Origin of the sequence: Novosphingobium sp. SG707, from assembly GCF_012275515.1 — a bacterium.
Lineage (GTDB): Bacteria > Pseudomonadota > Alphaproteobacteria > Sphingomonadales > Sphingomonadaceae > Novosphingobium.
On sequence record NZ_JAAZQL010000001.1, the window covers coordinates 355,006 to 369,395 of the forward strand.

Annotated in this window: 2 protein-coding genes; one reads left to right on the plus strand and one right to left on the minus strand. The window is 64.4% G+C overall.

Annotated features, from left to right (window positions below):
- A partial coding sequence (locus tag FHW92_RS01420) for an Ig-like domain-containing protein (RefSeq protein WP_168601435.1) occupies positions 1–3,302 on the minus strand: 3,302 nt, incomplete at its 3' end.
- 1,448 nt (positions 3,303–4,750) lie between these two features.
- Between FHW92_RS01420 and FHW92_RS01425 the strand changes: the two genes are divergently transcribed.
- Positions 4,751–14,053, plus strand: coding sequence for an autotransporter-associated beta strand repeat-containing protein (locus FHW92_RS01425; protein ID WP_168601436.1), 9,303 nt, complete (start codon positions 4,751–4,753; stop codon positions 14,051–14,053).
- The last annotated feature ends 337 nt before the right edge of the window (positions 14,054–14,390 follow it).

Consider the following 14,390-nt stretch of genomic DNA (forward strand, 5'->3'; position numbering starts at 1 on the left):
ACCAGCGCGAGATTGGCGTTGGTGCTGTTGATTTCAGTCTGCAGCGTAGCGGCCGATGCGCTGATCGCGCTTTCGATGCCTGCCCACAGGCCGGTGGCCGCGCCGCTGCCGTTGGTGGGGTGGCCGAGGGCGGCGGTGATCTGCCCGGCGACCGAGTTAGCGCCTGCGCCGTTCAGCACATTGATCGCGGCCATCAGGCCCGCGATGGAATTAAGCGTCGGAGTCCCGCCATGGGTGCTGGAATCGTCGATGACCAGCGCGAGATTGGCGTTGGTGCTGTTGATTTCAGTCTGCAGCGTAGCGGCCGATGCGCTGATCGCGCTTTCGATGCCTGCCCACAGGCCGGTGGCGGGGCCGCTGCCGTTGGTGGGGTGGCCGAGGGCGGCGGTGATCTGCCCTGCGACCGAATTGGCGCCCGCTCCGTTCAGCACGTTGATCGCGGCCATCAGGCCCGCGATGGAATTGAGTGTGGGCGTGCCGCCATGGGTGCTGGAATCATCGATGACCAGCGCAAGGTTGGCGTTCGTCCCGTTGATCTGCGTTTGCAGACCCGCCGTCGCCGTGCTGATCGCGCTTTCGATCGCGGCCCACAGGCCGGTGGCCGCGCCGCTGCCGTTGGTCGGGTGGCCGATGGCGGCGCTGATTTGGGAGGCGACGCTGCTCTGGCCCACCAGCGTTTGCAGGGCGGCGACCGCGCTGTTCAGCGCGTCGATCTGGGCGCTGAGCGAGGCGATGTCCTGATAGGTGGCGTTGGCGTAATTGGCGCCCTGCAGCGTGGCGATATCGTGCTGGAGCGTGGTCTGCAGCGCCGTAACGGTGGCGCTCAGGCTGTCATGGGCGGCCTGCAGCGCAGTGATCGCGGCGGCATTGTTGCTGTTGCCGGTCTGCAGCGCCGACACGGCGGTCTGCAGCGCGCCGATATTGGTCAAAATCCCGGCGATCTGCGTGGCCTGCGCGGCAATATTGCCGGTGTTGGCGGCAATCTGGGTCGCCTGGGTGTTCACCTGCGCGGTCAGCGCGGTCATCGCCGAGGACAGATTGCCCACCAGCGTCTGGAGCGAATCCAGATTATGCGCCGTAATGGCGTTGAGATCGAGCTGCTGCTGGTTCACCTGCGTCTGCAGCGCGGCGAGCGCAGCCTGAATGCCGGTGATCGAGGCGGTGGTTGCCGTGCCGCCATGGGCCGAGGCGTCATTGATCAGCAGGGCAATGGCCGAAGTGTTGCCGCTCACCGCCGTCTGCAGCGCGCTGATCGCGCCGCTGATCTGGGGGATCGAGGGGTAATTCAGCGCCGAAATCAGATTGGCCGCGGTGCTGTTGCTGATGACGGTGTTGTTGCTGCCATATTCGACGGTCACCGTGGTGCCCATCAGGAACAGATTGCCCGGACTTTGCAGGAAGGTGATGAGGTCGTTGATCTGGCTCTGCGTGTCGAGATGGATCGTCAGTTGCCCCAGACCCGACAGGCTGACCAGCGAGGACAGCGCCTCGAACTGGGCCAGCGTGAGGACCACGCCCGAGTTGATCTGGATATTGACGATTCCGGTCAGATTGACGCCCGACAGGTCAAGCGTGCCGTTGCGCACCTCGATCTGGTTAAAGCCCTGTACGCTGCTGGCCGAGGAAAGCACCACGCGATCCTGCGCCGAGGCGAAATCGAGGATCAGCAGGTTGGGCTGGCCCGGATTGGCGGCGGGCGAAACATTGGTGATCAGCGTCAGCGGATAGGTATCGACCGCGCCGGGGGTCTTGTCGGCGACGGTGACATCGACCGGGCTGCCGTTGGGATTGCCGGTGATGGTCAGCGATGTGGCGTTGGGCGCGTTGATTGTGATCGGCACATTGCCGTCAATGGCGTTGACCTGCACCGCGACATTGGTGGCGCTGGTGTTGACCACGCCCGAGCTGGACGAGACCAGCTGCAGGTTCTGCGAAGCCGTGGCGGTATTACCCGCCGCATCGGTGGCGGTCACGCCCACCGCGTTGATGCCATTGGCGTTGAGCGCCAGCGTGCCGCTGGTCGGCGTGGCGGTGGCGGTATTGACCGACCATGCGCCGCCGGTGGCCGTGGTGCGATAGGTGGCGCCCGCGATGGTGACGACCACCGTGTCGCCCGTTTCGGCCGTGCCCGAGAGCACCGGTGCGCCGCCTACCAGGATGGGCTGGCTGGTGATGCCAACGGCGGTCACAGTGTCGAGCGTATAGGACAGGGTGCCCGCCGAACCGGCATTGCCCGCCGCATCCGTGGCGACCGCCGAAACACTGACCGCGCCATCGCCAAGGGTGGCCATATCGCCCGAGGACAGGGTGACGGTCTGGGCGCTGCCCGTGCCGGTCACGGATTTGGTCACCGTGTGGCTGCCATTGGTGAAGGTCAGCGCGACCGTGCTGCCGTTTTCCGCCGTGACGCTGACCGAACCGTTGCTGGTCACGCGGTCGGTGGCCGAGGCGCCGGTGTCGGTGGAGAGCGCCAGCGTGGGTGCGGCGGGCCCGGTGGTGTCCAGCGTGAAGCTGTTGGTGGCCGCGCTGCTGGACAGACCATTGGCCTTGGCCACGGCGCTGACCGAAATCGCGCCATCGCCCAGCGTGGTCAGATCCGCCGAAGTCAGCACCACGGCAACCGCCGAACCGGTGCCGGTTACAGTCTTGGTCAGCGTATGCGTGCCATTGGTGAAGGTGACGTCGATGGTCGTGCCCGAAGCGGCATTGACGGTGACAACGCCGCTGGCCTGGGTGGCTTCGGCGGCATTGGCGCCATTGGTGCCCACGCCATTGCCCAGCGTGACGATCGGGGCGGTGGGCGGCGTGGCCGGTGCGGCCGCCGATCCGCCGCCGCCGGCCAGCGCCCCGGCGAGGCCGCCCGCCGCGCCAAGGCCCAGCAGGAGCAGCAGTGTGCCCGACAGGCCATGATGGCGGTCATCGGAATTGTCGCTTCCGCCCGCGCCTTGCGCGTCGGCTTCGGCATTGCCCCAATCTGCGGCGGCCCATGCGCCTTCGCCCGGATTCGCATTGTCAAAGGCGGTGTTGATAGCGCTCAGATCCAGCGGCCCCTTGCTGTCCAGCCCGTCGATCGCCTCGCCCGCGATTCGCAGCTGGATGGCGTCATCGCCCTGATTGTAATCGAGGATCAGCTTGCCGTGGGCAAACTCGGCCTTGGCCGGGCGCAGGGCATTGTGGTTCTGGGAATCGACCACTTCGACATGCGCGCCGGCGGGCAGCGTGATGTCGTTCATTCCCTTTCGCAGCTTCTTTGTGACGTGGCGTCCAGTTTCATGCGAGGCGATACGCAGGACGACGGTCATGTGTGGATCCTTATAAAAATGATGATGCAAAGAGTGCGAAAGGCGTCGAAATCGCGGTATATTGTCGGGTCGGTAATGATCGGATTAAAACTTGCAACTCGTACAAACACATAGCGATTTGCGAGTTAAGTATTCCAACCTATTCTCTCCCTTTAATGCCATTATGGCACGGTCTTGGTTTCTTTATTTTAATCGCCGACCTCGTAGTAATACAGAAATTACTATTTGGTGGATAAGCGGCAATAAGGCACTGCCTGCGCCTCCGCCCGCCCGGCGCCGGGCAAGGGGAAAATGTAAGCCATTGGCCCATCTTGGAGATTTTGCGCAGTGGGGCATGTTTGGCGCGCAGCAGGCGGGCGTGCGGCCGGTGGTTGGGGAAAGAGAGTTTGAGGCGAACCGAGTGCGATTTCGGCATTGCGGACCGGATCACGCAGGTTTTGCGCCTGTTGCGGCCGGAGGATCAGCCCTGTTGAAAACCCCGCCGCAAAGCGATGAACCGAGTCCGATTGATCGAGTGATGAAGCGGTGGGCCGTTTTATGGCGGAGGTGGCCACCGGCTGTGCCTGCCTTCCATCCGCTCATGCCCATTAGGGCGGATGTGTACAGCGCGGACAAGAGAAGCAGAGCCTGCCCCCGAATTGCCGGACGCGATAGGCTGCCGCTCTGTCCGATAGCGGCATGGCGGCGCATCCCACGCTGGTCGCCAATGCCTGCGACCGGTTCGAGCGGATGCATTCGAGAGCCTGCATACGAGGCACCGGGCCGTTCCCATGGAGCTTTAGCCTTGTAGGCAGGGACGAACGGGGTCTTTTATCGCAAGGGGCAGATAGGCGCCGGGAGCGCGCATTAGAACTCCGACGCCGCCGCGACAGTTGCCATACTGCCCGGCGGAGCCTGTGCGGTTACGGAACGGGCGCGGGGCCTGCCTGCCTTTCCAGAATCGCAGCCTTTTTTATCCCTGTACGATTTGCCTTAGGTTCAAAAAGGTGAATTTTATAGGCCCGATCGGCGCAATGCTGCGTTTGCGAAGGAATAAATGTTTTTATAATTCAATGCATTAAATTCAATCTTGCACCCCTTCACGGCAAATGGCGAAGGCGGAATTTATGGGTAGTCGACCTAGGTGAAAATTAACCAAATCTGACGTAATCGCCGGTTATATCGCAGGGTATAAGTCGTTCCGATGCGTCGGTGCGAACCGGATGGGGATCGCCTGCAGTTTACTGTGGGTGGGTTTGAATATTTTTTGGGGACAGTGGGCGACAATTCCATACAGTGATTGAGGCTGCCGGGCGGCATGCGCTTCCGTATTTGCGCAGTGCTTTGCCTGCCGGGCCAGTCTGTGGTTCTGACAACAAGGTTTTCCTTGGTGCGCGCCGGCTTGTGTCGGCGTGACTGGTTTTGTTGTGCCCTGTTCGTTTTGTTTTCTTATGAACAGGTGGATAGTGATGAAACAGCGTCGTGGATGGTTGCTCTCAAGCTCGATTCTGGCTCTTGGTGCCATGGCTTCGCTTCCGGCCACGGCTTTGGCCCAGAGCGCCCCGGTCAATGTCACCAACGGCAGCGGCGGCTCGGGCTTTGTCGTTTCGGGCGACACCTCGCTTCAGGCGGCCAACCCCACGAAGGTGGTCGGTTCGAACGTCTCGGTGGGCTCGAACAGCAGCCAGACGGTTTTCACCAACTATGCCACTGCGGGCGGCAATGGTTCGGGCGGCGGCGCGGGCCTTGGCGGTGTGTTCTTCGTGGACAATGGCGCCACGCTCACGCTCAACAACGTCAGCTTTGCCAATAACACGGTGACGGGCGGGCAGGGCGGCGGCATCGCCACCTCCTCGGTCGCTCCCATCGCCTTCACCGTCACGGGCGTCACGGCCGACGCCAGCGCGGCCCAGATCTATCGCCCCTCGCTGTCCAACGGTTCGAGCAGCCTGATTACCTATAACAACGGTCAGTACTACCTGACCGGCGTGGTCGCCACCGGCGACAACCAGTTGATCACCCAGGGCGCGGGCGTTGCCGTGGCCGGGCAGAACAATGGCGCCAGCGTGGCCGGGACCGTCGGCTCGACCATTTCCAGCATCACCAATGTGGGCGTCGATGCCAATGGCAATGCGCTCAACCTGATCACCTTTGCCGATGCGATTGCGCTGCCCACCTCGGATCTGGTCACCGGCACTGTGACCTTGGCCAGCACCACGGTGACGCTGGGCAATTCGGTCAATGTCTCGATGCTCCAGCGCGGCCAGAAGGTCTTCCTGTCCGACGGCACCACGGCCACCATCGCATCGATCACCTATGATTCGACCGATCCCAGCAACCCGGTCATCACCGGCTTCACGCTGGATCACGCGGTGGCCAATGTCACCGTCACCGCCGTTTCGGTGACCGAAGTGAACGTGGCGCGCTTTGCCACCGCCACCACCAGCACCTTGTCGAACACGATCACCCCGATCGCGGGCATGACCGGCTTCAAGGTGGGCATGGTCATCACCGGCAATGGCGTTCCGGCCAATACGGTCGTCACGGCGGTCAATGCCAATACCGGCGCGATCACCCTGTCGAATCAGGTCGATCTGAGCCAGGTCTATTCCTTCAAGGGAACCTTCAGCCCGCTGATCTCGAACACGGGCGGCAATGCGGTGGTTCAGGTCAATTCGCTCACCGGCCTTGCCGTGGGCGAAACGGTTTCGGGCACTGGCATTCCCAACGGGACGGTGATCACCGCGATCAACACCACCACCAATCAGATCACGCTGAGCAATGTCATCGCCTCGAACGGTGTGTCGGCGATCAATGCCAGCAAGGAAATCATGACCTTCAACCCGGTGCTGGCGGTCAACCAGACCGGCGGCAGCACGGGCACCGTGACGGTGGGCACCACCACCGGCCTGATGGTCGGCCATCTGCTGGTGGGCAGCAATGTGCCCGCCAATGCGGTCATCACCTCGATCAACACCGCCAACAACACCGTTTCCTACCGTATCGACGCCGCGGCGGGCAATCTCAACACCGGCGGCTCGATGAACAATCTGGCCTATATCGGTACCGTGGGCGGCAATGGCAGCGGCGGCGCGGATGGCAGCGCCTTCTCCGCGATCTTCGTCGATGGCGAAGGTTCGCCGGGCAATAACGGGCGCAATGCCTCGAACGGCGCCAATGCGCCGGGCGGACGCGGCGGCGTGGGCGGCAGCGGCAGCGCGGGCGTTCCCTTCAATGCCCAGCAGACGCTGGCGGTTGCCAATGATGCCCTCACTCTGGGCTTTGACATTTCCGAAGCGGCGGCGGCGCTGGCCCAGTTCACCCCCAATTTCGCCGAATCGGCAATCAAGGTGGCGCGCGCGGCGGTCGATGGCGTGACGCTGGCCGATGACATTCTGGCGCTGGTGACGTGGAACATCGCGCTGGCCAACGGCACGGTGGCCCATGGCGGCGCGGGCGGCCAGGGCGGCAATGGCGGCGCCGGTTCGACCTTCTATGGCGGCGGCGCTGGCGGCCAGGGCGGTTCGGGCGGCGCGGGCGCGCTTTCCCAGACCGACGGCGGCGCGGGCGGCGCGGGCGGTGCGGGCGGCGCGGGCGGCTTTGGCGCGGGCGGCGGTTCGGGCGGCCTTGGCGGCGCGGGAGGCTCGGGCGGCCAGAGCATCGCGGGCGCGGACGGCACGGGCGGCACGGCCGGTTTCGGCGGCGGCGTCGGTTCGACGGGCACGTCGGGCGGCGGCGGCGGCTCGGGCTTTGGCGGCGCGATCTTTGTGCGCAGCGGCGGCACGCTGGTGCTGCAGGGCAACGGCATTTTCCAGAACAACGCGGCCATCGCCGGGTCGAGCAACAATGGCGGCGCGGCAGGGCAAGCGGCGGGCGCGGACATGTTCATCATGACCGGCAGCAATGTGACCCTTCAGCCGGGCACGGGCAACACGATCACTTTCTACGATTCCATCGCGGATGACAGCGCATCGAGCATCGGCACGGCCTCGATCGCGGCGGGCAGCGGCGCGTCGCTCAAGATCGTGGGCGGCGGCACGGTGCAGTTCCTTGGCGCCAACACCTATTCGGGCACGACCGAGATTTCGGGCGCCACGCTCGAAGCGCAGGACGGCACCGGCATCAATGCCATGAGCCACATCCTGTTCGACGGTTCAGGCACGATCGGCGCGGGCCTTTCGACCAGCTCGGCCGGTGTGCTCCTCTCGGGCGGCACCTTCAGCCGCGCGGTGGGCAGCCAGCCCAACAACGTCTCTTGGGCAGGCAGCGGCGGCTTTGCGGCCACCTCGGGCGGGCTGACCGTCAATCTGGGCTCGATCAACGGTGGCGTCGGCCCCGCGCTCACCTGGAATTCGGGCGGTTTTGTCACCACGGGCAGCACGCTGGTGTTCGGCTCGGACGCGGTTGACGCCACCGGCTCGGTCAATTTCCTCAATGCGATCAACCTGAGCGGCCTTAACGGCAAGATCGCCGTGCTCCACAACAGCGGCGCCGCCACCAACGGCAGCACCAGCTTTGATGCGGTGATGCAGGGCGCGATCTCCGGCGGCACGCTGACGGTGAATGACGCCGCCAATGGCTATGCTGGCTCGCTGCTGCTGTCGGCGCAGAACAACCTGAGCGGCATTACCGTCAATGCGGGTCAGGTTTCGACCACCAATGGCACGACCAGCGGGCGCCTGATGAACGCCGTTTCGGGCGGTTCGGTGCAGGTCAACGGGGGCAGCCTCGTGCTGGGCGGCGCCGAGGCGCTGACCACGGTCAATGTCGCGGCGGGCGGCCTGCTGGTGGCCGCTGGCGCCACCACGGCGACCGCTATCAATAACGCGGGCACCACCACTTTCGGCAACACGCTGTCGGCCAACTCGATCACCAATTCGGGCGGGCTCTCGCTGCTGGGCTCGACCACGCTTACGGGCGGCGTGACCAACCAGTCGACCGGTACGCTGTGGCAACTGGCCAATGTCTCGGCGGCCAGCGCCGCCAACAATGCGAGCGGCATCTGGGATCTTTCGGGCAATCTGACCACCACCGGGACGGTCACCAATGACGGCCTGCTCAATGTGGTGGGCACGCTGTCGGGCGACATGTTGAGCGAGACGGCGGCCACGCGCACGATCAACACCTCCGGCTTTGGCGGCGCCTCGAGCGGCAATGTCAATCTGGGCGGCCTTTACAACACGGCCAACACGCTGGTCATCAACCAGTCGGGCACCTCGACCTACAGCGGCATTTTCTCGGGCGCGGGCGGCTTGACCAAGACCGGCGCGGGCCTGCTCAATCTGGCGGGGGCAAATACCTTCACCGGCCCGCTGGCCATCAACGGCGGCACGATCAACACCACCGCAGGCGGCACCTTTGCCGATACGCTGGACGTGACGGTGGGCGCGGCAGGCACCTATGTGGTCGGCACGAATGACACGATCCATTCGCTGAGCAACAGCGGCACCACCACGGTGAATGCCGGTCTCAATCTTGCCACGCTGACCAACAATGCCACCGGCAATGCCACGGTCAACGGCTCGCTGACCAGCTCGGGCGATGTGTCGAATGCAGGTACGCTGGGTTTTGCGTCGGGCTCGACCGGCTCGATCGGCGGCGCGCTGAACAACACGGGTGCGCTGACTTCGGCCGGGCAACTGACCGTTTCGGGCCTGTTCACCAATGCGCTGGGCGCAAACGCCACGCTGGGTTCGGCGGGCTGGACCCTGCTTGACAGCCTGACCAACAACGGCACGCTGACCGCCTCGTCTCCGTTGACCGTGACCCATGCCGTGACCAACAATGGCACGGGCACGCTGACCCTCAACGCCGGGTCGCAGGGCCAGTTCGGCAGCCTGACCAATGCGGGCACGGTCAATGTCAACGACTCGCTCAACGTGTCGGGCGCCTATACCCAGAATGCGGGCACGCTGACCGTCGCCGGCGGCAAGACGCTCACCACGGGCAGCTTCTCGGGCGCGGGCGGCACCGTCACGCTGAACGGCACGGGCAATGTCTTCACCATCAACCAGTCGGCCGACGGCACCTATGCGGGCGTGGTGACCGGCACGGGCGGCGTTTACAAGCAGGGCGCGGCCACGCTGACTCTGGCGGGCGCTGCGAACAGCTTTACGCCGGGCCAGCTGATCGTTCATGAGGGCGGCGTGACCGTTCAGAACGCGGGCATTCTGGGCGGCGCTCTGCCGGTGCGCACCGATGCGGCGGGAACGCTCACGCTGCTGGGCGACCAGTCGATCCTGGGCTTGCTCAACAATGGCACGACCAACCTTGTCGCCGATCTGACCACCAGCAGCACGGTGATCAACAACGGCCTGCTCAATGTGATCGGCACGGTTTCGGGCAATCCGGCCGTGGAAACGGCAGCCACGCGCACGATCAACACGGCAGGATTTAGCGGCGCCTCGACCGGCAATGTCAATCTGGGCGGCCTTCAGGGCGCGGCCAACACGCTGGTCATCAACCAGTCGGGCTATTCGCTCTATGCGGGCGTCTTCTCGGGCGCCGGCGCTCTCACCAAGACCGGCAACGGCGGGCTCAGCCTTGCCGGGGCCAGCACCTTTGCGGGGCCGCTCACGGTCAATGCGGGTTGGATCGACACCTCGGCGGGCGGCACTTTTGCCGACACGCTCGACGCCACGGTCGCGGCCAATGCGGGCCTCTATCTGGGCACGAATGACACGATCCACTCGGTCAACAACAGCGGCTATACCTATGTCGGCGCCACCATCGGTCTGACCACGCTGAACACGACCTCGACCGGCTATACGCAGGTCTATAACACCCTCAACGCATCGGGCGACGTCAGCAACGCAGGCACGACCCGCTTCAGCACCGGCTCGGTGGAGAACCTTGCGGGCAACCTCGTCAACACCGGCGATCTGCGCTCGCGCGGCACGCTGAGCGTGGCGGGCCTGTTCACCAATGACACCACCGGCACCGCCACGCTGGGTTCGGGCATCTATGCCAACAACGGCACCAGCCAGTTCGGCGCGATGCTCAACAATGGGCTGATCGACGCCTATACGCCGCTGACCGTGACCGGCAATGCCACCAACAGCGCCACCGGCACGCTCAACCTGCATCTGGGCTCGGCGCCCGCGTTCGGCAGCCTGAACAATTCGGGCACGATCAACGTTTCGGACAATCTGTCCGTCTCGGGCGCCTATGTGCAGGATGCCGGTACGCTCTCGCTGGCCGATCATCTGGTGATGAACACGGGCAGCTTCTCGGGCGCGGGCGGCTCGGTCTTGCTGGGCGACAGCACGGGCTGGGCCATCAACCAGACCACCGACGGCACCTATTACGGCGCCATCGGCTCGCTCAGCGGCAATGCCTCGACCGCCAGCATCTTTAAGTATGGCGCGGCGGCCCTGACGCTGAACGGCGGCCAGGGCAGCGTGATGGCCTCGCTTCTTGAAGTGGCCAACGGCTCGCTCAACGTTGCCAGCGCCAATGCGCTGAGCAGCAACATGGCGCTTTACGTCAATCCCCAGCAGAACGGCGCGGCGCCCGTGCTCAACCTGCTGACCAATCAGGGGATCACCTCGCTCTACACCAACGTGGGCGGCGTAACCAATCTGTCGGCGGATCTCTCCACCAGCGCCTATACGCAGGTCGATGGTCGCCTCAATGTGCTGGCGGACGGCAGCGGCGCCACCACGCGCACCATCAACACGCCCTATCTGCTGGGCGCGACGAGCGGTGTGGTCAATCTGGGCAGCAATGCCACGCTCAACCTCAACCAGTCGGGCAATTCGCTCTATCAGGGCATTTTCACCGGCGGCGGGGCGCTGACCAAGACCGGCAACGGCACGCTGCTGCTGAGCGGGGCCAGCACCTTCACGGGGCCGCTGACCATCAATGGCGGCACCGTCGATACCACGCCGGGCGCCACCTTTGCCGACAGTCTGGATGTGACCGTGGGCGCGGCGGGCACGTTGATTGCGGGCACGAACGACACGATCCATTCGTTGAGCAACAGCGGCACGACCACGGTCAACGCCGCCCTGTCGCTCGCCTCGCTGACCAACAATGCCGGGGGCACCACCAGCATCAACGGCGCGTTGACCAGCACCGGCGATGTGTCGAACGCAGGCACCCTCACTTTCGCTCAGGGCACCACCGGCACGATCGGCGGCGCGCTGAACAACACCGGTACGCTGACTTCACAAGGTGTGCTGCAGGTGGCGGGTCTGTTCACCAACGGGGCCTCGGCAACCGCCAATCTGGGCACCACGGGCGGCAGCAGCTTTGGCAGCCTGAGCAATGCGGGGATGCTCAACGTCAACTCCGTCCTGCTGGTCACCGGGGCTGCGGCCAACAGCGCGGGCGGCACGGTCAACCTCAATGCCGGGACGCTCTCGGAACTGGGCAGCCTGAACAATGCGGGCACTTTCACCGCCTCGTCCTCGCTGCTGGTTGACCACAATGTCACCAACAGCGGCACGCTGACGCTGAATGCGGGCAACACCTATCAGTTCGACAGCCTGACCAACAGCGGCGCAATTGCCGCCAAGGCCGACCTCTATGTGGCCAATGCCTATACCCAGAATGCGGGCAGCCTGGTCACCAGCAACAATGCCACGCTGACCACCGGCTCGCTCTCGGGCGCGGGCGGCACGATCACGCTCAACGGCACCAGCACCTTCAACATCAACCAGACCGCCAACGGCACCTATTCGGGCGTCATCAACGGCACGGGCACGGTGCAGAAATACGGCACCGGCGTTCTCACGCTGAACGGCGGAGTCGACAGCTTTGCTCCCAGCGCGCTCTCGATCCACTTTGGCGGCGTGACGGTGGCCACGGCCGACCTGCTCGATCATGCGCTCAATGTGCAGATCGACACGCCCGGCACGCTGACCCTGCAGGCCAACCAGACGATCCACAATCTGACCGGCAGCGGCGTGCTGAACATCGGCACCAACCTGCTGACGCTGGCCAATGGCGGTTCGTTCAGCGGCGCGGTGCAGGGCACGGGCAATGTGGCGGTGTCGAGCGGCACCTTCAACCTGAGCGGCCAGAGCAGCTCCACCTCTGGCACGTTCAGCACCAACACCGGAACCACGCTCAACATCACCCAGACCGGCAGCATCGTTGCCCCGACGGTGACGCTGGCCAATTCGACGGTGAACCTGTCGGGTGCCATCACCGGCACCACGGTCAATGTCGCAGGCACGCTGCTGCACATGGGCAATGGCATCGATCTGGGCCAGAGCGGTGCGACCTCGGGTCTGGTGACTTCCGCCAACACCTATGTCATCAACAGCGGCTCGATCACCGGTAACGGCTCGATCACCGGCAACACCTTCGTGGGCGGCACCACGGCGGGCACGATCGCGCCGGGCAACTCGCCGGGCGTGCTCACCTTCGGCAACCTGAATTTCGGCAACAATTCCAGCGCCGTGATGCAGATCGACGGCAATGCCGGGGCGGGCGCCACCGACGGGTATGACCAGATCATCGTGACCGGCAACCTTGCGCTGTCGGGCTCCTCGGTGCTCAATCTCACCAAGTCGCTGCCCGCGAACAACTATGCCATTGCGCTGGGCTCGGGCATCCAGATCTTCAAGGTCGCGCCGGGCAAGACCTCGGGCTTCTTCGGCTCGGTGGTCACGTCCAACTTTGCCCAGCCGGTGGCGCTCAACCTGTCGAACGGCACGGTCTATGGTCTGGGCAGCTATACGCCCGCCAGCTTCACGGCCGCGGTTGCCACGAGCGACAACCAGAAGGCGATCCTGAGCACGATGCTGGTCAATTCGACCGGCGGCACGCCGCAATATTACGGCGGCAATCTGCTGGGCGCGCTGACCTCGGCTCTGGCCGCAGGCGGGGCGAACACCGCCAGCGTCTTCCAGCGCTGGTCGCCGCAGGGCTATGGCTCGATCCTCGATCAGATGCAATTGGCTTCGCTGGACGGTCTGGCCGAGGTCGGGGGCTATCAGAAGCTGAACCCCGGCCACATCCGGGCCACCGGCTCGATCGAGCGCAGCGGCATGGACGGCGTCAAGGTTGCGGGCGACACCTGGAACAAGCATCGCGGCATGGCCTACAACATCGGCTTCTCGGGCGATCTCAAGTTTGCCCAGCTCAATGTGACCTACAGCCACACCAACGGAAACTACTCGAACGACTATCTGACGGGTTCGATGCCGGGCGACCAGTTCGCCGCGGGCTTCTCGGCTCCGTTGACCCGCGATCAGGCGCTGCGTCTGTTCGGTCGCTTTGCCTATGGCACCTATTCGGCGCACGGCAAGCGCGTCATGCTGACCGGCGTGGCCGATTATACGGCCAATGGTGCCAGCACGACGACCTATGGCGGCGGGCTTGAATATCTCAAGAGCCATGGCGCGCTCACGCTCGACCTGACTGCGGAATATATGGGCATGACGCAGAAGACCAAGGCCTTCACCGAAAGCAGCGTCACGGCCAGCCCGCTCGACCTGTTCACCATCGGTGCGATGAACCGCAACCAGCAACTGGGCCGTCTGCGCGCCAAGTTCGACTATGGCTTCTCCAAAGTGGTGGGCGGCTATGTCGATCTGGGCTACACCCATGCCTTCGGCAAGGGGCAGACCCTGGTCGGCGCAACGCAGGTTGCCGATCCGATCGCCTTCTCGCTCAAGGGCAGCGGCCTGGCCGCCGATCGTATTCAGGCCAGCGCCGGTCTGCGCTTCACGATCAGCCAGTCGGTGCAGATCAACGCCGACGGCGGCGTGGGCAACAATGGGCTGTTCCGCTTTGGCGGCGGGGCGCGCATCGTCTTCTGATCGCGCTTCGGGTCTTTCTGACAAGAGCAAGGGGTTGGCTTTCGGGCCGGCCCCTTTTTCTTTGTGCGGAAGGGGGCTTTCGGGCCGGGCGCCTTGCCCTGATCCCTGAGAGGCACACTGGCTATGATGAGAACCACCGACGATCAGGTCGGCGCGGGCGGGAATCCTGCGGACTTCCGCTTGTTCATCAACAGGTTGCCGGAGGCGGGGCCTGATCCCTGAGCACCTTTCCTTCGGCGATTACCTGTGACCGATCCACCATAGGGCCGGGTCATCCTTGCCACAGTTGGGCGGGCTTTCGTCCGGGATCGTCTGCTTATGGTGTCTGCATTCTTGA